18 protein-coding genes and 2 pseudogenes are annotated in these 21,053 nt (G+C 74.8%); 14 read left to right on the top strand and 6 right to left on the bottom strand.

What is annotated here, in order from left to right; all coding sequences use genetic code 11:
- Positions 1-351: pseudogene (locus NH602_RS12960) on the top strand (hypothetical protein); the annotation flags it as partial.
- Positions 326-1,526 (top strand): annotated as a pseudogene (locus NH602_RS12955) (homogentisate 1,2-dioxygenase). The pseudogenes NH602_RS12960 and NH602_RS12955, both read left to right, overlap by 26 nt.
- Before the next feature lie 13 nt (positions 1,527-1,539).
- Here the strand turns inward: NH602_RS12955 and NH602_RS12950 are convergent.
- Positions 1,540-2,451, bottom strand: a complete 912-nt coding sequence (locus NH602_RS12950) for an arsenic resistance protein (RefSeq protein WP_308292834.1) — start codon at positions 2,449-2,451, stop codon at positions 1,540-1,542.
- A 53-nt stretch (positions 2,452-2,504) separates the two neighbouring features.
- A complete protein-coding gene (locus tag NH602_RS12945) occupies positions 2,505-2,966 on the bottom strand; it encodes a hypothetical protein (protein WP_253067951.1) in 462 nt (153 codons plus the stop codon).
- A gap of 390 nt (positions 2,967-3,356) precedes the next feature.
- On the opposite strand from NH602_RS12945, the gene NH602_RS31910 reads away from it, so the two are divergent.
- The 4 genes from NH602_RS31910 to NH602_RS12925 all read left to right on the top strand — a co-directional run bounded on the left by NH602_RS31910 (position 3,357) and on the right by NH602_RS12925 (position 8,851).
- Positions 3,357-4,760 carry a DUF11 domain-containing protein gene (locus tag NH602_RS31910; RefSeq protein ID WP_253067950.1) on the top strand — a complete coding sequence of 468 codons (1,404 nt, stop codon included), beginning with the start codon at positions 3,357-3,359 and terminating at the stop codon, positions 4,758-4,760.
- A gap of 141 nt (positions 4,761-4,901) precedes the next feature.
- Complete coding sequence (locus NH602_RS12935) at positions 4,902-6,572, top strand: FAD-binding dehydrogenase (protein ID WP_179760389.1); 1,671 nt, start codon at positions 4,902-4,904, stop codon at positions 6,570-6,572.
- Between the two features lie 54 nt (positions 6,573-6,626).
- On the top strand, positions 6,627-7,607 hold the full coding sequence (locus NH602_RS12930) for a 2Fe-2S iron-sulfur cluster-binding protein (RefSeq protein WP_374210163.1): 981 nt from the start codon (positions 6,627-6,629) through the stop codon (positions 7,605-7,607).
- Between the two features lie 38 nt (positions 7,608-7,645).
- Positions 7,646-8,851 (top strand): cytochrome P450, encoded by a 1,206-nt coding sequence (locus NH602_RS12925; RefSeq protein WP_073573961.1) that lies wholly within the window; start codon positions 7,646-7,648, stop codon positions 8,849-8,851.
- On the opposite strand, the gene NH602_RS12920 is transcribed toward NH602_RS12925, so the two are convergent.
- Positions 8,848-9,741 (bottom strand): LysR family transcriptional regulator, encoded by an 894-nt coding sequence (locus NH602_RS12920; RefSeq protein ID WP_073573960.1) that lies wholly within the window; start codon positions 9,739-9,741, stop codon positions 8,848-8,850. The genes NH602_RS12925 and NH602_RS12920 overlap by 4 nt on opposite strands.
- 126 nt (positions 9,742-9,867) lie before the next feature.
- Between NH602_RS12920 and NH602_RS12915 the strand changes: the two genes are divergently transcribed.
- The 6 genes from NH602_RS12915 (at position 9,868) to NH602_RS12890 (ending at position 16,314) form a co-directional block, all read left to right on the top strand.
- A complete protein-coding gene (locus NH602_RS12915) occupies positions 9,868-10,794 on the top strand; it encodes a dihydrodipicolinate synthase family protein (RefSeq protein WP_073573959.1) in 927 nt (308 codons plus the stop codon).
- Positions 10,787-12,523: an NAD(P)-binding protein gene (locus NH602_RS12910; protein WP_253067948.1), complete on the top strand. Its 1,737-nt coding sequence runs from the start codon at positions 10,787-10,789 to the stop codon at positions 12,521-12,523. Before NH602_RS12915 ends, NH602_RS12910 begins: the two co-directional genes overlap by 8 nt.
- A gap of 41 nt (positions 12,524-12,564) precedes the next feature.
- Entirely contained in the window at positions 12,565-13,875 is a 1,311-nt protein-coding gene (locus NH602_RS12905; RefSeq protein ID WP_208623071.1) for an MFS transporter, read from the top strand.
- Entirely contained in the window at positions 13,872-14,645 is a 774-nt protein-coding gene (locus tag NH602_RS12900) for an SDR family NAD(P)-dependent oxidoreductase (protein ID WP_073573956.1), read from the top strand. The genes NH602_RS12905 and NH602_RS12900 overlap by 4 nt, the downstream gene beginning before the upstream one ends.
- On the top strand, positions 14,642-15,415 hold the full coding sequence (locus NH602_RS12895; protein ID WP_253067947.1) for an SDR family NAD(P)-dependent oxidoreductase: 774 nt from the start codon (positions 14,642-14,644) through the stop codon (positions 15,413-15,415). Before NH602_RS12900 ends, NH602_RS12895 begins: the two co-directional genes overlap by 4 nt.
- 143 nt (positions 15,416-15,558) lie before the next feature.
- Entirely contained in the window at positions 15,559-16,314 is a 756-nt protein-coding gene (locus NH602_RS12890; protein WP_073573954.1) for an IclR family transcriptional regulator, read from the top strand.
- Positions 16,315-16,323: 9 nt separating this feature from the next.
- Here the strand turns inward: NH602_RS12890 and NH602_RS12885 are convergent, their stop codons facing one another.
- Entirely contained in the window at positions 16,324-16,956 is a 633-nt protein-coding gene (locus NH602_RS12885; protein WP_073573953.1) for a TetR/AcrR family transcriptional regulator, read from the bottom strand.
- 154 nt (positions 16,957-17,110) lie between these two features.
- On the opposite strand from NH602_RS12885, the gene NH602_RS12880 reads away from it, so the two are divergent.
- Positions 17,111-17,905 carry an SDR family NAD(P)-dependent oxidoreductase gene (locus tag NH602_RS12880; RefSeq protein WP_073573952.1) on the top strand — a complete coding sequence of 265 codons (795 nt, stop codon included), beginning with the start codon at positions 17,111-17,113 and terminating at the stop codon, positions 17,903-17,905.
- A 24-nt stretch (positions 17,906-17,929) separates the two neighbouring features.
- Here the strand turns inward: NH602_RS12880 and NH602_RS12875 are convergent, their stop codons facing one another.
- On the bottom strand, positions 17,930-18,742 hold the full coding sequence (locus NH602_RS12875) for a YhjD/YihY/BrkB family envelope integrity protein (protein ID WP_157818529.1): 813 nt from the start codon (positions 18,740-18,742) through the stop codon (positions 17,930-17,932).
- A gap of 36 nt (positions 18,743-18,778) precedes the next feature.
- On the opposite strand from NH602_RS12875, the gene NH602_RS12870 reads away from it, so the two are divergent.
- The gene (locus tag NH602_RS12870; protein WP_073573950.1) at positions 18,779-19,459 is read left to right on the top strand and encodes a CDP-alcohol phosphatidyltransferase family protein; all 681 of its coding nucleotides are present in this window, start codon (positions 18,779-18,781) and stop codon (positions 19,457-19,459) included.
- Here the strand turns inward: NH602_RS12870 and NH602_RS12865 are convergent.
- On the bottom strand, positions 19,359-20,912 hold the full coding sequence (locus NH602_RS12865; RefSeq protein WP_253067946.1) for an NAD(P)/FAD-dependent oxidoreductase: 1,554 nt from the start codon (positions 20,910-20,912) through the stop codon (positions 19,359-19,361). The genes NH602_RS12870 and NH602_RS12865 overlap by 101 nt on opposite strands.
- Positions 20,913-21,053: the final 141 nt, after the last annotated feature.

Raw genomic sequence — 21,053 nt, 5'->3', positions numbered from 1 at the left:
CTGCCCGGCCCGGTCCGGATGCTCGCCCTCGCCGAGCTGGACGGCCGCACGGGCACCGTCGCCGGAGCCCTCGGCGGAGCCGGGACCGGAGCCGGGTTCGGAGACGGGCCTGCGTCGGGGGACGGAGCCGGTCCGACGGTGACGGCCGCCCTGGCCGCCCGGCCCGACGAGGTATGGCTGCTCCGCCCGGACGCCCACGTCGCCGCCGTGCTCGCCGCCCCGTCCCGCGACGACGTCGCGGCCGCCCTCGCCCGCGCGACCGCCCGCGGCACGACGGCGCCACCGCCACGGGCACGGACATCGAACGGACCGGAGGAGGGCCACGATGGCGTACTACAGGCGAGCCGGTGACGTCCCGCCGAAGCGGCACACCCAGCACCGGCGTCCCGACGGGACGCTCTACTACGAGGAGCTGATGGGGGAGGAGGGCTTCTCCTCGGACTCCTCGCTGCTCTACCACGCGGGCGTCCCGTCGGCGATCGTCGACGCCACCCCCTGGGACCCGGGCGACCAGTCGCTGACCGACAACCGGCCGCTCCTCCCGCGCCACCTGCGGCTGCACGACCTCGGCACCCCGGACTGGAAGTCGGTCGACGTCGTGACCGGGCGCCGGCTGGTGCTCGGCAACGCCGACGTGCGGATCTCCTACGTCGTCGCGGGGGAGACCAGCCCGCTCTACCGCAATGCCGTCGGCGAACGAGGTCGTCTACCTGGAGTCCGGGTCGGCGATCGTCGAGACCGTGTTCGGCGCGCTGGACGTGGCCGGGGGCGACTACGTCGTCCTCCCGCGGGCGACGACCCACCGCTGGGTCCCCACCGGTTCCGAGCCGCTGCGCGCCTACGCCATCGAGGCGTCGTCGCACATCGCCCCGCCCAAGCGGTACCTGTCGCGCTACGGCCAGCTGCTCGAGCACGCCCCGTACTGCGAGCGCGACCTGCACGGACCGGGGGCGCCGCTGCTCGTCGAGCAGACCGACGTCGAGGTGCTGGTGAAGCACCGGGGCGGGCCCGACGGGATCACCGGCACCCGCTACGTGGTGCCCACCCACCCGTTCGACGTCGTCGGCTGGGACGGCTGCCTGTACCCGTACACGTTCAACGTCGCCGACTTCGAGCCGATCACCGGCCGCGTGCACCAGCCACCGCCGGTGCACCAGGTCTTCGAGGGCTCCGGCTTCGTGATCTGCAACTTCGTGCCGCGCAAGGTCGACTACCACCCGCTCGCCGTACCGGTGCCCTATTACCACGCCAATGTGGACTCCGACGAGGTCATGTTCTACTGCGGTGGCGACTACGAGGCCCGCAAGGGCTCCGGGATCGGGCAGGGATCGATCTCGCTGCACCCGGGCGGGCACAGCCACGGCCCGCAGCCCGGCGCCGTCGAGCGGGCGCTCGGCGCGGAGTCCTTCGACGAGCTCGCGGTCATGGTCGACACGTTCCGGCCGCTGGCCCTCGGTGAGGGCGGACGGGCCTGCGAGGACCCGTCGTACGCCTGGAGCTGGGCGGGGCGCGGCCCGGCCCGGTGACCGGGCCGACCGCTCACCGGGCGGGGACGAGCACCGGCACCAGCCGTACCAGCACGACCAGGGCGACGAGCTCGACCAGGGTCTGGGTGACGACGGCGAGCGGGGCGAGGGCGAGCGCGCCGGGCAGCGCCAGCGCGAGCGGGAGGACGACCAGCGAGTTGCGGGTCGTCACCGAGAACACCACCGCCCGGGTGGCCGGCACGTCCAGGCGGGCCACCCGGGCGGTGAGCAGACCGATCACCACGGCCGCGACGACGAACGCCAGGTAGAGCGGCACCAGCCGCACCAGGGTGAGCGCCTGCGCCCCGACGGCGGCGGTCTGCGAGCCCACGACCGCGGCCAGGGTCGCCGCCATCAGCGGCACCATCGCCCCGGCGACGGCGCCCTCGACACGGACTGCGCGGCCGGCCGGGCGCCGTCGTCGCAGGCCCTGGACCAGGGCCGCCGCGGCCAGCGGGGCCAGGACCAGTACGAGGAACGCGTGCAGGAACGGCCCGGCCTCGACCACGGCGAGGACCTCCGGTCCGGCCGCGAGCCACAGGTAGCCGGGCAGCAGGAGCATCTGCGCGACCATCAGCAGCGGTGTCGCGGCGAGCATCTGCGCGCGGGCGCCACCGGCGAGCCCGGTGAACACGACGACGTAGTCGATGCACGGCGTCAGCAGCACGAGCAGGACGCCCACGAGCAGGCCGCGGTCGTCGGCGACCCATCGCGACAGCCCGATCGCGACCGGCGGGACCACCACGGCGTTCGCCACCAGCACGACCACCGGGAAACGGGTACCGGTCAGGGCCCGCGCGAGGTCGGCGAGCGGGACCGCGAGGAACGTCGCGAACAGCAGCAGCGCGAGCAGCGGGGTGACCGACGCGGCGAGCGCGGGCGCGATCCGCGGCGCGAGGAGACCGAGGAGCGCCCCGGCGAGGATCGCGGCCAGGTACAGCGCGACCTGGTGGCGGTCCCACCAGGCGACGAGCCGGCTCAGTCGGTGCCCCCGGCCGAGCGGTACGCCGACTGCACGGCCGGGCCGAGGTCGGCGCCGTAGGAGACGTCGGGGGAGTCCCCGCCCTGCTGGTAGCCACCGGTGACGGCCAGGATCTCGGAGTCGTCCGGGCCGGTCAGCCACGGGCCGCCGCTGGAACCCTGGTCGAGGCCGGGCCGGTCGAGCTGCCACTGGTCCTCGTCGAGCGTCCCGGCGGTGCCGGACACCGTCGTCGCGTCCGCGTCGCCGTCGGCGACGCAGTGCGCGGCGGTGACGACGAGGTCGCCGGTGGTGGACTCGACCACCGAGGCGGAGCAGAAGTGGTCACCGGGGTCCTCGGCCGGCCCGTCGAACAGGGCGCCGGTCGCGGGCCGCGCGAGCGCGGCGCCGAGCAGCCCGGGGACGTGCCACCGCGGGCGGGAGGGGCCGTGGCCGGGCCGGGTGTCGGTCCGCACGTCCACCTCCCACGCTCGTCCCGCTGACCGGATCAACGGTAGAGGGCACTCCTGTGATCCGTCGGCCGGACCGCTGTGGACGCGCTGCGAATCCCGGTCCGGTCGGTGGCCGGCCCCGCCCGCGGGCGGACCGGTGGCCGGTGTCCGACGACCGGTCCGGCGTGTCCGTCCGCGTGTCGTCGTTGCGTCGACGGTGGGAGCCGACCGTGCCCCGACCGGCTCACCTGGTGATGCTCCGAGTGGGTCATCAGCTCTGATGAGGTCGTGTAGCGACCGTGGCCGCCGCCACGACACAGGGGCCGTCGGGAGCGCAGAGGCCCCGGCGACGACGGCCCGGGGACGGGCGGAGCGGTGGAGGCAGTCATGGCGCGTCGGGTCGGGGAGCACGGAGCACGGGTGGGCGGACGACGCCTGCTGGCGGCCGCGCTGGTGGCGGCGGTCGGGTTCGTCCCGCTCGTCGCCGGGACCGCCGCCGCCTCCGACGGCGTCCGGGTCTCCGACGACCAGATCCCGGCGTGCGGCGCGACGGTGAGCCCGACCGGGTACTGCACGGCCGTCCGGGGCGCCGGCACCGCCACCGTCGTCGACGACGCCCGGGCCCGCACCGGACGCGGCTACCTGCGCCTGGACACCCCCGGCGGCGGTGACAAGGTCACCGTGTACGCCCAGGCCTTCACCGGGCGCAAGCTCTCGGAGATCACCGACCTCGAGTACCAGACCCTCGTCGAGCAGGGCAACGACTCGCGGCAGGTCCCCGCGCTCAACATCCCGGTCAACCCGAACAAGGCAGGCTCCACGTTCACCACGCTGGTGTTCGAGCCCGTCTACACCGCGACCACGCCGCTGCAGGACGGGACCTGGCAGACGTGGCCGGCGTCGAGCACCGGCGGCGGGTGGTGGGCCAGTGGGACGGACCCCGTCACCGGTGTGCCCAACAAGTACGGCTTCGACAGCTACACCGCCGGCTTCGCCGCGGTGAAGGCCGCGCTGCCCGACGCCGTCGTCGTCGGCGGGATCGCGGTCAACCAGGGCAGCGGCAACCCGGGGCTGCGCTCGGGCGTCGACAACCTGCGGATCAACGGCACCACGGTGGACTTCGACAACCCGGTCGTCCCGACCGCGCTCGCCGCAACCGGCGGCAACGGGCAGAGCGCCCAGGTCCGCACCGTCTTCGCCCAGCCGCTGTCGGCCACCCTCACCGGAGCGGGCAACGCCCCGGTGGCGGGCCAGAACGTCACCTTCACGGTGACCGGCGGCAGCGCCGCCTTCCCCGGCGGGGCCACCGCCACCGCCACCACCGGCGCCGACGGCGTCGCCACCGGCCCGGCACTGTCCGCCGGTGACACCGCGGGCCCGGTGACGGTCACCGCCACCGCCGGCACGATGAGCACCACGTTCGCCCTCACCGTTACCCCCGCGCCGGTGATCCCGCGGGAGGCCGACCTCTCGATCAGGCTCGGCGTGCCGGGCACGACGAAGGCGGGCACAACCCTTCCCGTCACCGTGACCATCCGCAACGCGGGCCCGGCCGCCGCGACCCGGGTCGCCGGTGCCGTCACCCTCCCGACCGGCCTGCGGGCCACCGCGGCCCAGGGCGGGATCGTCAGCGGCGGCCGCAGCGTCGCCTACCTGGTCCCGAGCATCGCCGCGGGCACCGAGCGGACCTTCACGATCACCGTGACCGTGGACCGCACGGCGGCCGGGGTGCGGACCCTCGACGCGGGCGTCGCCCCGTCGCAGGTCCGTGACCCGAAGCTCGCCAACAACGCCACACGGGTGACCACGACCGTCGTGCGCTGACCCCGGGGCCCCGGCGGGCGGGTCGCGGCGCACGGGCGCCGCGACCCGCCCGTCACCCGTTCCCGGGTCCGGATCTGATACGTCTGTGCGTACCGGCCGCCCCTGCCGGGGTGCGGTGGGCCGGCGACGAACGGGAGTGGCATGGACGCGGACGTGATCGTCGTCGGGGCCGGGCTGGCCGGTCTGGTCGCCACTCACGAGCTGACCCGGCGGGGCCGCCGGGTCGCCGTCGTCGACCAGGAGGGGCCGGTCGACCTGGGCGGGCAGGCGTGGTGGTCCTTCGGCGGCATCTTCCTCGTCGACAGCCCCGAGCAGCGCCGCATGCGGGTGCACGACTCGGTCGAGCTGGCCTGGAGCGACTGGCAGGGCAGCGCCGGCTTCGACCGCCTCGACGACGAGGACACCCACGCCGCGCGCTGGGCCCGCGCCTACGTCGAGTTCGCCGCGGGGGAGAAGCGCGCCTACCTCACCGAGCTGGGCATCTCCTTCCTCCCCACGGTCGGCTGGGCCGAGCGCGGCGACCTCACCGCCACCGGCCACGGCAATTCCGTGCCCCGCTTCCACGTGAGCTGGGGGACCGGTACGGGCGTCGTCGGACCGTTCGTCGACTCCGCCCTGCGCGCCGCCGAGGCCGGGCTGGTGACCTTCCACCACCGGCACCGCGTCGACGGGCTGGTCCGCACCGACGGCGCCGTCACCGGCGTCCGCGGCGCCGTCCTCGCCCCGGACGACTCGCCGCGCGGCGCACCCAGCAACCGCGACGTGACCGGGGAGTTCACCCTCTCCGCGCCCGCGGTCGTCCTGGCCACCGGCGGGATCGGCGCGAACCACGAGATGGTCCGCCGGTACTGGCCCGAGCGGATGGGCACCCCGCCGTCGTCGATGATCACCGGGGTGCCCGCCTATGTGGACGGCCGGATGCTCGACATCGCCGCCGACGCGGGTGTGCGGCTGGTCAACCGCGACCGCATGTGGCACTACACCGAGGGCGTCGTGAACTGGGACCCGGTCTGGCCCGGCCACGCCATCCGCATCCTGCCCGGGCCGTCGTCGATGTGGTTCGACGCGCTGGGGCGGCGGCTGCCCGCGCCGTACCTGCCCGGCTACGACACCCTCGGCACCCTGCGCCACCTGCGCACCACCCCGGACATCGCGCCCTACGACCACTCCTGGTTCGTGCTCACCCAGAAGATCGTCGAGAAGGAGTTCGCGCTGTCGGGCTCCGAGCAGAACCCCGACATCACCTCCGGTCGCCGCAGTGCCTTCCTCCGCGAACGGCTGCTCAGCCGGGGTGCGCCCGGCCCGGTCGAGGCGTTCACGACCCACGGGGAGGACTTCGTCGTCGCCGACACCCTCGACGAGCTCGTCGCGGGGATGAACGCCCTCACCGACGCCCCGCCGCTCGACCCGGCCCTGATCCGCGGCCAGATCGAGGCCCGTGACCGGCAGCTGGCCCACCCCTACAGCAAGGACGCCCAGGTCCAGGGCATCCACAACGCCCGCCGCTCGCTCGGTGACCGGATCGGGCGGGTCGCGGCGCCGCACCGGATCCTCGACCCCGCCGCCGGTCCGCTGATCGGGGTGAAGCTGCACGTGCTGACCCGCAAGACCCTCGGCGGGATCCAGACCGACCTCGACTCCCGCGCCCTCGACGCCCACGGCGAACCGATCCCCGGGCTCTACGCGGCGGGGGAGGCCGCCGGGTTCGGCGGGGGCGGGGTGCACGGGTACAACGCGCTGGAGGGCACGTTCCTCGGTGGCTGCATCTTCTCCGGCCGGGCCGCCGGCCGGAGCCTGGCGGGAACCGCCTGAACCCGGTCTCTCACTGAGCGAGAGTCGCCTTCCCGGACGGTGGCCTCGCGACGGATGCTCGGCTCCTCGACGACGAGGGGAGCAGCGGTGACCGGTGCCGAGAACCGCACGGTCCGGGTGGCGGGCCGCCACCGGGAGTCCGACGGCGTGGTGTCGCTGGAGCTGGTCGCCGCCGACGGCGGGCGGCTGCCGGACTGGACCCCCGGTGCGCACGTCGACCTCGTCCTGCCCGGCGGGCACACCCGCCAGTACTCGCTGTGCGGGGACCGGTGGGAGGCCCACCGCTACCGCGTCGCCGTACTGCGCGAGCCCGCCGGACGCGGCGGCTCGGCCTGGGTCCACGACCGCCTCGCGGTCGGGGACGAGATCGGTCTCGGCGGGCCGCGCAACAACTTCCCGCTGGTCCCGGCCCCGCGCTACCTGTTCGTCGCGGGCGGCATCGGGATCACCCCGATCCTGCCGATGATCACCACGGCGGACCTGCTCGGCGCGGACTGGGCGCTGCTCTACGGCGGCCGTACCCGCGCATCGATGGCGTTCACCCGTGAGCTCGCGGTCCACGGGGACCGGGTCCGGATCGTCCCGCAGGACGAGCACGGCCTGCTCGACCTCCCCGGCTTCCTGGGGCGGCCCACCCCGGACACCCGGGTGTACGGCTGCGGTCCCGCCCCGCTGCTCGCGGCGCTGGCCGAGACCACGGCCGGGTGGCCGTCGCACACGGTGCGGACCGAGCGCTTCGTCCCGCGCGCGACCGGCCCGGTCCGCGACACCGCCTTCGCGGTCCACCTCGCCCGCCGCGGGACCGAGGTGACCGTGCCGCCCGGGCGCAGCGTGCTCGACGCGGTCGCCGACGCCGGCGTCGACGTCCTGTCCTCCTGCAGGCAGGGCACCTGCGGGACCTGCGAGACGACCGTGCTGGCGGGCGAGCCGGACCACCGCGACTCCGTCCTCGACGACGACGAGCGCGCCGCCGCCGACTGCATGCTCGTCTGCGTCTCGCGCTCGGTCGGCCCGCGACTGGTCCTCGACCTCTGAGCCGTACCCCGACCCGATCCGACCGGAAGGCAGCGCCCATGACGGCCGCGCTCGACCACCTGCCCACCACCGACGTCGACCCGTTCGCCCCCGAGGTCCTCACCGACCCGCTCGCGTTCCACGAGGAACTCCGCGCCGCGGGCCCGCTGGTCCGGCTCACCCGCTACGACGTGCTCGCCCTCGGCCGCTACACCGATGTCCGGGCCGCGCTCGTCGACTGGCAGTCCTTCCGTTCCGGGGCCGGGGTCGGGATGCTGAACTTCCACACCGAACCACCGTGGCGGCCGCCGTCGCTGCTGCTGGAGGCCGATCCGCCGCACCACGACGCGCCCCGCCGCGTGCTCGGGAAGGTCCTCGGCCCCCGGGCGTTGCGCGTGCTGCGGGAGCGCTGGGCGGCCGACGCCGAGATCCTCGTCGACGAGGTGCTGGCCGGCGGGTACGAGTTCGACGCCGTCCCCGCCGTCGCCGAGGCGTTCCCGCTGCGCGTGTTCCCCGACGCCGTCGGGCTACCCGAGCAGGGCCGGGAGAACCTGCTGCCCTACGGCGACCTGCTGTTCAACGCCTTCGGCCCGCGCAACGCGCTGCTGGAAGAGAAGCTTCCGCGGCTCGGGGAGCTCTCGGCCTGGGTGAACGCCCAGTGCGCCCGCGACGCCCTGGCCGGGGAGGGGTTCGGTGCCGACATCTGGGCCGCCGCCGACCGCGGCGACATCACCGCCGAGCAGGCTCCGCTGGTCGTGCGGTCGCTCCTGTCGGCCGGGGTCGACACCACCGTCACCGGGCTCGCGGCGGTGCTGCACGCCGTCGCCCGGTACCCGGATCAGTGGGCGCGGCTGCGCGCCGACCCCGGGCTCGCCCGGGTCGCGTTCGACGAGGCGGTCCGCTGGGAGTCACCGGTACAGACCTTCTTCCGCACGACGGCGACCGACACCGAGCTCGCCGGCGTGCGGGTCCCGGCCGGGCGCAAGGTGCTGATGTTCCTCGGCTCGGCGAACCGGGACCCTCGGCACTGGGGCCCCGGCGCGGGCACCTTCGACCTCGACCGTGACCCGTCGGGCCACGTCGGGTTCGGGATGGGGCTGCACCAGTGCGTCGGCCAGCACGTCGCCCGGCTGGAGGCCGAGGCGGTGCTGGCCGCGCTCGCCGCGCGGGTCGCGACGATCACCCCCGCCGGGCCACCGCGCCGACGGCCGAACAACACCATGCGCGCCTGGGCGTCGATGCCGCTGCGGGTCACGCCGGCCTAGGTGGTGGTGGGATCGGACAGGTGTCGCAGGCGCTCGGCGCTGGCGACGAAGTCCGCGACCAGCGGGTGCGCGGCCAACCGGGGCCAGGCCAGCGTGATCGGTACCCGTGGCGAGTCGGAGACGAGCCGGTAGCGGATCTGCGGGTGGGTGTAGAGCCGTCCGGTGGACGCGGGGGTGAGCCCGACGCCCCGCCCGGCCGCGATCGCCTCCATCCATTCGTCGACGTTCCGCACACGCACGACGGTGTCCGGGCGCCGGGCCGGCTCCCAGAGATCGAGCGTGGTCGTGCCCGACACCACGTTGATCACGATCGCCTCGTCGGCGAGGTCGTCCAGCACCACGGTCCCGCCGTCCACCAGCCGGTGGTCCGCCGGCAGGGCCACGACGCGGGGCTCGTCGGCGAGCACCAGCGTCCCGAACCGGGGGTCACCGGGGTCACCCGGCAGGAAACCCACGTGCGTACGCCCGTCTGCCAGACCGGCCACGGTGTCGTCGTAACGCCGGATCTCCACCGTCACGTCCGGGTGGGCACGTTCGAAGTCGCGCACGATCGGCGCGGTGTACTCGGCCGTGGAGCCCCAGGTGAAGCCGACCCGCAGGGTGGGAGGTGCGCCGGTCGCGGCGCCGACCGCCTCGTCGAGCGCCGCCAGCACCCGGTGCACGTGTGGCAGGACCTGCTGACCGGCGGCGGTCAACTGCACCGTCCGGCGGTTCCGTGCCAGGAGCGTGGTGCCGAGCAGTCGTTCCAGCGAGGCGACGGTGCGGCTCAGAGCAGGCTGGGTGATCCGGAGATGGTGCGCAGCGCGGGTGAAGTTCCGCTCCCGGGCAACGGCCACGAAGGCGCGGAGATGCCGGAACTCCACTCCGTGCTCCGCAGGAATCTCTGTCATGCACCGGAAGCATAAGCGGTGCTGAAACGGCATTTCATCCCGCATGGTCGACCGGCCTAGCGTCGGTGTCAGCGCGCTGATCCGACGAGGAGAAGCCGAGCCGACGACGAGAGGACGGAACCGACGATGGTCTCCTTCCACGGGGTGATCCCGGCGCATCTGCTCCCGTTCACCGACGACCTGCAGATCGACGAGACCAACCTCCGCCGCCACCTGCGTGCGCTGCTCGACGTCGAGGGCGTCGCGGGCATCACGACCAACGCGCACGCCTCCGAGGTGGCCACGCTGACCGCGGACGAGCAGCGCCGCCAGCTCGACATCGTCCTCGACGAGGTCGCCGGGCGGGTCCCGGTCATCTCCGGGGTGTACCAGGACGGCTCGGCCAAGGCCGCGCGGATCGCCGCGGATGCCGAAGCCGCCGGAGCCGACGGGCTGCTCGTGTTCCCCACAGTCGTGTTCGAGGGCGGGGCACAGCTGCGCCCGGAGATGGCGGTGAGCCACTACGCCACGATCGCCGATGCCACGTCGCTCCCGATGATCGCGTTCGTCTACCCGGCGACGTCGGGACTCCGGCTGGACACCGACACGCTGGTCCGGATCTGTTCCGAGATCGACAGCGTGGTCGCGGTGAAGGAGTGGTCGAACGACATCGTCGCCTACGAGCGCAACCTGCGGGCGCTGCGAGCGCTGGACCGGCCGGTGTCGCTGCTGTCCAGCTTCAGCCGCTCGCTGCTCGCCTCCCTGGTGCTCGGCGCCGACGGGATCCTCTCCGGGCACGGCAGCGTCGTCGTGGACCTGCAGGTGGAGCTGTTCCGCGCGGTGGAGAAGCAGGACCTGGGTGAGGCACGCCGGGTCTGGGACCGCATCCAGCCCTTCGCCGAGGCCTGCTACGCGGATCCGTTCCTGGACGGGCACAACCGGATGAAGGTGGCGCTGGCGCAGCTGGGCCGGATCGACGCCGCGCACGTCCGCCCACCCCTGCAGCCGGTGCCCGACACCGAGCGGGCCACGCTGCGGGCGGCCGTCGAGCGGGCGGAGCTGCCCCGTGGCTGAGGTCCCCGGCCTGTTCGACCCGATCGAGATCGGGGGCGTGCGGCTCCGCAACCGCACGCTGCTGCCCTCGATGACCACCCGCCTCGCGGACGACGCCGGGCACGTCACCGAGGCGACGCTCGCCTACTACCGGGCCCGCGCCGACGGTGGTGTCGGCCTGGTCACCGTCGAGATGGCCTCACCCGAGATCGCCGGCAAGCACCGGTTCCGCGAGCTGGGCATCTACGACGACATGTTCCTTCCCGGCCTGCGCCGGCTGGTGGGCACGCTGCACGAGGCCGGGGCGCGGGCGTCGATCCAGCTCGGGCACGGCGGCAGCCGGGCGCGGTCCGTCGTCTCCGGCACCACCCCCGTGGCGCCGTCGGCGGTGCCCACCCCGGTCTTCGAGATCGACGCCGAGCTCGCCGTCCCGGAAGCCATGTCGGCCGCCCGGATCCGCGAGACGGTCGACGCCTACGTGGCCGCGGCGGCCCGCGCACAGCGGGCCGGGTTCGACATGGTCGAGCTGCACGGCGCACACGGCTACCTGATCTCGCAGTTCCTGTCCCCGCTGGAGAACACCCGCTCCGACGCCTACGGCGGGTCGCTGGAGAACCGGGCACGGTTCGGGCTGGAGATCCTGCGCCGCATCAAGTCCGAGGTCCCGGGCCTGCCGGTGATCTTCCGGATCGGGGTGGAGGACTTCTTCCCGGGCGGGCTCACCGCCGACGAGGGCATGCAGGTCGGCCGGTGGGCGGAGCAGAACGGTGCCGACGCGGTCAGCGTGACCGCCGGGCACTACCGCTCCCTGCCCGCCGCCGAGCGGATGATCCCACCGATGGCGTACCCCGCGGCGACGTTCGTCGAGTACGCGGCACGGATGAAGCAGCTCGTCGACGTCCCGGTGATCGGGGTCGGGCGGCTCGGCGACCCCGACCTCGCCGCCGGCGCCGTGGCCGACGGCAAGCTCGACATCGTGGCCCTGGGCCGCCCACTGATCGCGGACCCGCACTGGGTGGCCAAGGCGCAGGCCGGAGTCCCCGTCCGGCGTTGCCTGGCCTGCAACCACTGCATCACGAACATGCGCTCCGGCGCGCAGCTGTCCTGTGTGGTCAACCCGGCGACCGGCCGGGAGGAGGTCTACGCCGGCACGAGCGCCCCGGGAGGTCGCCGGATCGTGGTGCTCGGCGCCGGACCGGCCGGGCTGACCTACGCCTCCCAGGTCGCCGAGGGCAACGACGTCACGGTGATCGACAGGGCGGAGCGCCCCGGCGGGGCGTTCCGGCTCACCGGGCTCGCCCCACGGTTCAACGACGTCGCCGCGGCCGAACCGACGTTCACCGCCTACATCGACGAGCTGGAACGGACCTGCCGGCTCGGCGGCGTCCGGTTCCGCTACGGCTCCGAAGCCGCCGGTGACGACCTGCGCGGCGCCGACCTGGTGGTCGTGGCCACCGGCGCGCACTACCGGTTCGGCCTCGGCGCCGTCGTCCCCCGCCTGCTGCGCACCCGTGCCGCCCGCTCGCGGGCGGCTGCCCGCCTGTTCGCCTCCCCGCGGATCCGGGACGCGCTCTACTACCGGCTCCGCACCGGACGCGGCGCCGAACTGGCCCGCCGACTGCCCGTCGACCCGGGGAGCACGGTGCTCGTCGTCGGCGACGCCGCCCGGGCCGGCAAGGCCCGCGAGGCCATCACCAGCGCCTTCGACGCCGCCCTGGCGCCCAGCGCTCGATCCGCCCCCACCCCCTGACATCGATCGACAAGAGGTCCCGTGCCATGACAGAGCCGTCAGTGAGCGCAGTACACGCACCACCGGGCAACCGGCGGCAGAGCAGCAAGGTCGCCTTCGCCAGCCTGATCGGCACCACCGTCGAGTGGTACGACTTCTACATCTACGGCACCGCCGCAGCGCTGGTGTTCCCGAAACTGTTCTTCCCCGAGTTCTCGCCGGGTGCGGGCCTGCTCGCCTCGCTGTCCACCTACGCGGTGGGCTTCGCCGCCCGCCCGCTCGGCGGCATCGTGTTCGGTCACTACGGCGACCGGGTCGGCCGCAAGAAGATGCTGGTGGTCTCGCTGCTCGCGATGGGCCTCGGGACCCTGGCGATGGGTCTGGTCCCCGGCTTCGCCGAGATCGGCATCCTGGCCCCGGTCCTCATCGTGGCGCTCCGGTTCGTGCAGGGCGTCGCCGTCGGCGGCGAATGGGGCGGTGCGGTGCTGATGGCCGTGGAGCACGCGCCGCCCGGCAGAGCAGGCTGGTACGGGTCGTGGCCGCAGGTCGGCAGCCCGCTCGGGCTCGTGCTGTCCACCGCGGCGTTCTCCGCGGTGAGCAGCCTGCCCGACGAGGACTTCCTGTCCTGGGGCTGGCGGGTGCCGTTCCTGGCCAGCGCGCTGCTCATCGTCGTCGGGCTCGTCGTGCGGCTGCGGCTGATGGAGTCCCCGGTGTTCGCGCAGATGCAGTCGGCCGGGGAGACCGCACGGCTGCCCGTGCGCGACGCACTGGCCCGGCACCCGGGCAGTGTGCTCGGCGCCGCCGGCGCGTTCATCGTGATCAACACGGTTTTCTACCTGGTCACCGTGCTCGGGCTGTCCTGGGCCACGTCGCACCTGGGCATCCCGCGCGGCACGTTCCTCGCCGCCGTCCTGGTCGCCGCCGTGATCATGTGCGGCACCGTTCCGCTGTTCGGCGCGCTGTCGGACCGGGTCGGCCGACGACCGGTGTTCGCGGCCGGGGCGATCCTGGTGGCGGTGTTCGCGTTCCCGCTGTTCTGGCTGATCGAGACGATGTCGACGCCGCTGCTGTTCCTCGGTGTCATCGTGATCATGGGCATCGGGCACCCGTTGATGTACGGGCCGCAGGCGGCGCTGTACTCGGAGATGTTCCCGCCCGCGCTCCGCTACTCGGGTGCCTCCCTGGGTTACCAGATCGGCGGCATGCTCGGCGGGCTGGTCCCGCTCGTGGCCAGCGCACTGCTGGTCGCCTACGACCAGGCGTCCTGGCCGATGGCGGCGCTCCTCGTCGCCACCGCCGTGATCAGCCTGGCGTCCCTGCTCACCATGCGGGCCCGGTACGCCGACCACACCACCGGGGAGGTCGCGTCGTGACCGCACTCGATCTCACCGGTCGCACCGCCGCCGTCACCGGCGCGGCCCGCGGCATCGGCCGGGCCATCGCCACGGCGCTGGCCGACGCCGGGGCCCGGGTGGCGGTGATCGACAAGGACGCCGACGGCGCGCGGTCGGTCGCCGAGGAGCTCGGCGGCGTCCCGGTGTCGGCCGACCTCACCGACGCCGACGCCGTCGACCGGGCGTTCGCCGAGGTCGTCGAGCGGCTCGGGGCACCCGAGGTGTTCGTTAACAACGCCGGCATCCTGCGGGCCGGTGACCTGGTCACCTCCGCCGTCGAGGACTGGGACGCCCAGTTCGCCGTCAACACCCGGGCGGCGTTCCTGTCGGTGCGCGCCGCGGCGGGCCACATGCGTGCCCGCGGCGGGCCCGGCTCGATCGTCGTGGTCACCTCGAACTGTGCCCGGACCCCGCGGATGGACCTGGGTGCGTACTGCGCGTCCAAGGCGGCCACGGACATGATGGCCCGCTGCCTGGCGCTGGAACTCGCCGCCGAGCAGATCCGGGTCAACACGCTGTGCCCCGGCTCCTGCGACACCGAGCTGCAACGCGCCCAGTGGCGTGAGCTCGGCGTCGGCCCGGAGCGCCAGATCCACGGTGACCCCGCGAAGTACCGCACCGGCATCCCGATGGGACGTCTCACCACCCCGCAGGACGTCGCCGACCTGGCCCTGGTGCTCGCCTCGGACACCAGCCGGTTCGTCACCGGGCAGTCCTGGCACGTCGACGGAGGACAGACCCTGCCATGACCGACACCACCACCGACCCCCGCGCGGACTTCGCCGGGCTGACCGCCGTCGTCACCGGCGGGGCCTCCGGCATCGGCGCAGCCACGGCGGCCCTGTTCGCGGCGCGCGGCGCCCGGGTCGCCGTGCTCGACCTCGATCCGGGCGATGTGCCGAGCCCGCTGCTCGGCGTGCGCGCCGACGTCACCGACGACGACTCCGTCACCGCCGCCGTCGACGAGGTCATGACGGCGTTCGGCCGGATCGACATCCTGGTCAACAACGCCGGTGTCGGCGCGGCCGGCACCGTCGAGGCCAACGACCTCGACGAGTGGCGTCGGGTTCTCGACGTGAACCTCCTCGGGCTGGTGCGCACGACCAGGGCCGCGCTACCCGCACTGCGCCGCGCGGGCTCGGCCTCGGTCGTGAACGTCGGCTCCATCGTGGCCACCGCCGGACTGCCCGACCGGGCGTTGTACTCGGCGAGCAAGGGGGCCGTGCTGTCCCTGACGCGGGCCATGGCCGCCGACCACGTCCGCGACGGCATCCGCGTCAACTGCGTGTGCCCCGGCACCGTGGACACCCCGTGGATCGGCCGGCTGCTCGACGCCGCCGCCGACCCCGACACCGAGCTCGCGGCGTTGCGCAGCCGCCAGCCGACCGGGGGCCTCGTGGGGATGGAGGAGGTCGCGCGGGCCGTCCTCCACCTCGCCGACCCGCACCAGCGCTCTCTCACCGGCGCCGTCCTGGCGGTCGACGGCGGGATGTCGGGCCTCCGCGTCCCGCAGGGCTGAGCCACGGGGCGGTATCCGTCCGACGGTCCGTACGGGGCACCCGCGACGACGGGCCCGGGCCGGCCCGCCCGTCGCGGCGTCACGGGCAGGTGATCGCCACCGGGCCGCGTGACCGGGGAGGCACCCTGGGGCAGACTCGACCCGTGGTCGGGGGCGAACCGGTGCTGGCCCGGGCGGTGCGGATCCTGTCGGTGTTCGAGCCCGGGCGGGCCGAGCTGGGCGTCGCCGAGATCGCCCGCGCCTCGGGGCTGCACGTCGCGACCGCGTCACGGCTGGTCGGGCAGCTCGTCGAGCAGGGGCTGCTCACCCGCACCGGCTCCGGGCGGCTGCGGATCGGGATGCGGCTGTGGGAGCTGGGGCAGCGGGCGTCGCCGACGCTGACCCTGCGGGCCGCGGCCCTGCCGTTCCTCGGGGACCTGCACGCGGTCGTCGGGCACCACGTGCAGCTGGGTGTCCTCGACGGCGACGAGGTCATCTTCCTGGAGCGGCTCTCCGCGCCCGGGGCGGTGGTCAACCTGACCCGGATCGCCGGGCGGCTGCCGCTGCACGTCTCGTCATCGGGGCTGGTGCTGCTCGCCCACGCGCCGCCCGAGCAGCAGGAACGGGTGCTCGCGGCGCCCCTGGAACGACGGACCCCCGCCACGGTGACCGACCCGGACCGGCTGCGGGTCCTGCTCGCCCGCGTCCGGCGCGACGGCCACGTCGTCACCGAGGGCCACGTGCACCCCGACGCGACCGGTGTCGCGGTCCCGGTGCGCGGCCGGGACGGGGCCGTCGTCGCGGCGCTGTCGACGGTGCAGCCGCACGACGGCCGGGCCCGCACCCTCGTCCCGGCGCTGCGCGCCGCAGCGCACGGCATCGCCCGGGCACACGGCGGGAAAGACACCGCGCCGGACTGAGTGCCGGCTTCAGGCCCCGGCGCCCGCGCCGACCGGCGCCGGGCGCAGGGTCAGTGGCAGCAGGTCGCGCACCTCGGTGCGCAGCGTGTCCAGCGCGTGCGGGTCCTCGCCGCTCAGGAACCCGAGCAGCGCCTGCTGGAACACCCCGTCGACCATCCCGTAGGCGGCGTGCCGGCCCAGCGCGACCTCGGTGCCGGCGAGTTCGGCGTAGCGGGTCACGACCCGCCACACCATGTCCTCCAGGGTGCGGTCGATCTGGCCGACGGCCTCGCGCAGGTTCGGCTCGAACATGCTCTGGGCGCGCAGGTCGTACCAGAGGCGGTGCATCGGGGCCTCGTCGACGACCGTCTCGCACAGCTTGTCCGCGAACGCGGTGACCAGGCCGTCGGCCGTCGTCGCGTCGGCGACGGCGCCGTCGTAGCGGGTCACGCACACCGCCTTGTACTGACGCACGCAGTAGACGATCAGCTCCAGCTTGTCGGCGAAGTAGTAGTGCACGACGCCGTGGCTGTACGGGGAGTTCTGCGCGATCTCGCGCAGCGACGCCCGGGCGTAGCCGAGCTCGCCGAGGGTCTGCAGGGCCGAGTCCGCCAGCGCGCGGCGGCGCGCGTCGTGCTTGTCGACCGGGTTCGCCCGTGCCACGCGGCCCCCTCCCGTCGTCCGCTCGACAGCCACTGTAACCGACCGTTGCGCCTCCGACGCCCTCGTTCTGGACGCCCGCCCGACGATATCTTGACAACTGGTCAGAGATCGCGGCAGGGTGTGGCCCCCATCACCGATCGACACTGGAGTCGCCGTGACGCAGATCGACCTGACCGGACGCACCGTGCTGGTGACCGGAGGAGCACAGGGACTGGGCGAGGGGATGGCCCGCGCGATGGCCGACTCCGGCGGCCGGATCGTCGTCGCCGACCTGCAGGACGAGGCAGGCGCCACGCTGGCGAAGTCCCTCGGCGAGCAGCACGGGTTCGTGCACCTCGACGTCACCGACGACGCGTCCTGGACCGCCGCGGTCGCCGAGACCGTGGAGCGGTTCGGCGCCCTCGACGTCGTGGTCAACAACGCGGGCGTCGAAGTCACCCAGCTGCTGGTCGACACCGAGCCCGACGACGTCCGCCGGATGCTCGAGATCAACCTGCTCGGCACGATGCTCGGCATCAAGCACGCGTTCCGGGCGATGCGCCCGGGTGGCCCGGCGGGCCGTGGCGGCGCCGTGATCAACGTGTCCTCGGTCGCCGCCACCATCGCGTTCCCCGCGATCGCCGGCTACTCCGCGACCAAGTCCGGCGTCGACCGGCTCACCCGGGTCGCGGCGATGGAGTCGGGCAAGCTCGGCTACGGGGTACGCGTCAACTGCGTCTACCCCGGGCTGGTGCCGACCGCGATGGGGCAGAAGCTCGCCGTCGAGACCGCCGGTCTCGGACTGTTCGAGAGCCCCGAGGCCGCGGTCGGGGCAGTGGTCGAGCTGACCCCGTCCGGCCGGCTCGGCGAGGTCGCCGACATCGCCGACGCGGTCACCTTCCTCGCCTCCGACGCCGCCCGGTTCGTCAACGGCGCCGGCCTGCCGGTCGACGGCGGCATGGGCATGTGACCGGCAGGTCCGCACCGCCCGGGATCACCGGTCCCGGGCGGTGAGGACCTCGTCGAGCACCACGGTGGCGCGGAACCCGCACAGCACCAGGATGTGCAGCAGGTAGAGCCACAGCGCCAGCGCCGACACCGTCCCGACCACGGGCAGCCCGGCGAACGGCGCCGACCACTCGATCGGGATGGCCAGGAACAGCAGGAAACCCTGCAGGAACCCGGCCAGCACCGACCCGGTGCCGAACGCGCCGAGCACCAGCGCGCGCCGGCCCAGCCGCCCCGGCCCGACCAGCCCGAACACCGCGAGCAGCGCGGTCGACAGCGTCACCCACACCACGTGGAACGCGACCACGACGCCCCACACCAGCGACCAGCCACCCGCGGCGTAGAGCGGCCCGACGTAGGGCGCCGCGCCCAGCACGACCAGCACGAGGAACGGCGCGACCGCCGCGACCCCGAGCAGCCCGGCGCGGCCGCGCCAGCCGGTGAGACGGTCGCGGGCTGCGGACATCTGGACGAACGCGCGGCGCAGGCCCTCGCCGTAGAGGCTGGCCGGGAACAGCACGACCAGCGCCTGCCACCAGGCCATCGACAGCGACACCGCGGCCAGTGTGCGCAGCGCCTCGGGCGTGCCGTGCCCGCCGGGGAGCCCGCCGATCGCCGCCTCCATCGCCGTGGTCACCGTCCCCGGCCCGGCCAGCGCGCCGACGCCCCACAACGCCACCATCGCCAGCGGGACCAGCCCGATCACCCCGAAGTAGGTCGCACCGGCGGCCCACAGCGCGATGTCGCTGCCGGGGAAGGTGTTGCCGAGCCGGCGGGCGAGGGCGCGGGCCCGGTTCACGGCGCGCCCCCCGTGCGGCGCTGGCACGCTGGTCCGATGACGACCGGGGACGACGACGGCTGGTCGGCCCTGCACGGCGGCATCCGGCCCTCCCCGGTGGTACGCGGCTGGCTCCGGATGGTGCGGGTCCTCTCCGCGGGCCCGGTCGCCCGGGTCCCACCGGACGTGCTGTCGCTGTCCGGCGTGGTCGTGCTGGCCGGGGCATGGGCGGTCGCGCCGGCCGGGGCGCCGTGGACGGCGGTGACAGCCCTGCTCGTGGTCGCGGCGGGGGTGCTCGACGGCCTCGACGGTGCCGTCGCGCTGCGCACCGGGCGGGCCCGGCCGCTGGGTGCGGTGGTCGACGCCGTCGCCGACCGCCTCGGGGACCTGCTGCTCGGGGCGGTGCTGGTCGCGCTCGGCGCCGCGCCCGGCTGGGTCCTCGCGGCGCTCGCGCTGGTCTTCGTGCACGAGTTCCTGCGGGCCCGCGCGCAGTCGGTCGGCATGCCGGGGGTGGGCGCGGTGACCGTCGCCGAGCGGCCGACCCGGCTGGTCGTGGTCGCCCTGCCCGCACTCGGTGCGGCGGTGCTCCCGGCCGGCCCGCCACTGGTCGGGGTGTCGTGGGGGACCGTCTTCGCCCTCACCTGGACGGTCCTGGGTGCGGTCGGGCTGGTGCAGCTCGCGGTGGGCGTGGTCCGGACGACCCCGCCGCGGTTCCCGGAGTCCCCGCCGGGCCGATGAGCCCGGCGACGATCTCGGCCGACATCAGCACCAGCGGGATGCCGCCGCCCGGGTGCGCGGACCCGCCCACCAGGTAGAGGCCCGGCACCGGGCCGCGGTTGGCGGGCCGGCGCAGCGCGGCCCGGGGGCCGTGCGAGGCGGTGCCGTAGATCGCGCCGCCCGGCGAACCGGTGCGCCGCTCCAGCTCGGCCGGGGTCAGGACCTCGGCGAACCGCAGGCGGTCTCGCACGTCGGCGCCGCGGGCGGCGAGCACGCCGAGCACCCGGTCCCGGTAGCGCTCCGCGAGCCCGGGGGCGTCCCAGTCGACACCGCGCCCCGGGGCGTGCAGGGGCGCGTTGACCAGCACGAACCAGCCCTCGGAGGCGTCGTCGGGGCGCAGCGCCGGGTCGTCGGGGGTGTGCACGTACACCGTCGGGTCGGGCACCGGGCGGGGCTCGCGACCGAAGATCGCGTCGAACTCGGCGTGCTGGTCGCGCGGGAACCAGACCCGGTGCGCCGGCCCGGGCTCCCGGCCGGACAGCCCGAGCAGCAGCACGAACCCGGCGGTCGAGCGGGGCGTGCGGTGCAGCCGCCTGCGGGCCCGGCGCGCGACGTCGCGGGGGAGCAGCCGCTCGTGCAGCACGTGCGCGTCGACCCCGGACACGACGACGTCGGCGCGCACCTCGCGGCCCCCGGCCCGGACCCCGGCGGCACGGCCGCGTTCCACGAGGACCTCGTCGACGGGGGTGCCCGGGTGGAGCGTGACGCCGAGGGCGACGCAGCGGTCCACGACGGCGTCGACGATGCGGCGCAGCCCGCCCGGCACCCACCACGCGCCGAACTCCTGCTCGACGAAGGCGGTCACCGCCAGCACCGCGGGGGTGCGGCGCGGGTCGGAACCGGAGTAGGTGGCGTAGCGGTTCAGCCAGGTCCGCAGCCGCGGGTCGGGCAGCAGCCGCGCGCCCAGCCCGTCGAGGGTCCGCCACGGCGCGACCGCGCGCAGGTCGGCCGGGCGGGCGCTCATCCGGGCGAGCGCGGCCGTGGTGAGCGGGCGGCGCAGGACCGGCTCCCCGACGAGGCCCCACAGCCGTCGCGAGTGCTCGTGCAACGCCGTCCAGGACGCGCCGGCGCCGTCGCCCAGGGCGGCGTCGAGGGCGGCCGGGACCGCGGCCACGGCGTGCGGGAGGTCCAGCCGGGTGCCGTCGGCGAAGACGTAGCCGCAGGCCGGGTCGACCGGCGTGACCGGCAGGTCCGCGGGACCGCCGGTCGCGGCGAACAGGTCGTCGAGCAGGTCCGGCATCGTGAGCAGCGACGGACCGGTGTCGAAGGTGAACCCGTCCCGGGTGACGACGCCGAGCTTCCCTCCCGGGGTGTCGGCCCGCTCGAACACGGTGACCGCGTGCCCGGCGGCGGCGAGCCGCGCCGCCGCCGCGAGCCCGCCCAGCCCGGCGCCGACCACCACGACCCGGCTCACAGCGCACGCCCCTTCCAGCTCAGCGTGCCGCGTAGCCTGCCCGCCCACGACGACGCGAGCAGCCCGAGCAGGGCCAGCACCGACACCGGGTGGGCGAGCGCGTCGACCGCGCCGCCGCCGCCCGACGGCCCGGTGACCCAC

It is taken from the genome of Pseudonocardia sp. McavD-2-B (assembly GCF_024124365.1).
In the GTDB taxonomy this organism is placed as follows: domain Bacteria; phylum Actinomycetota; class Actinomycetes; order Mycobacteriales; family Pseudonocardiaceae; genus Pseudonocardia; species Pseudonocardia alni.
Note: the sequence above shows the minus strand (reverse complement) of the source record. Positions and strands in the feature narration are given on the sequence as shown.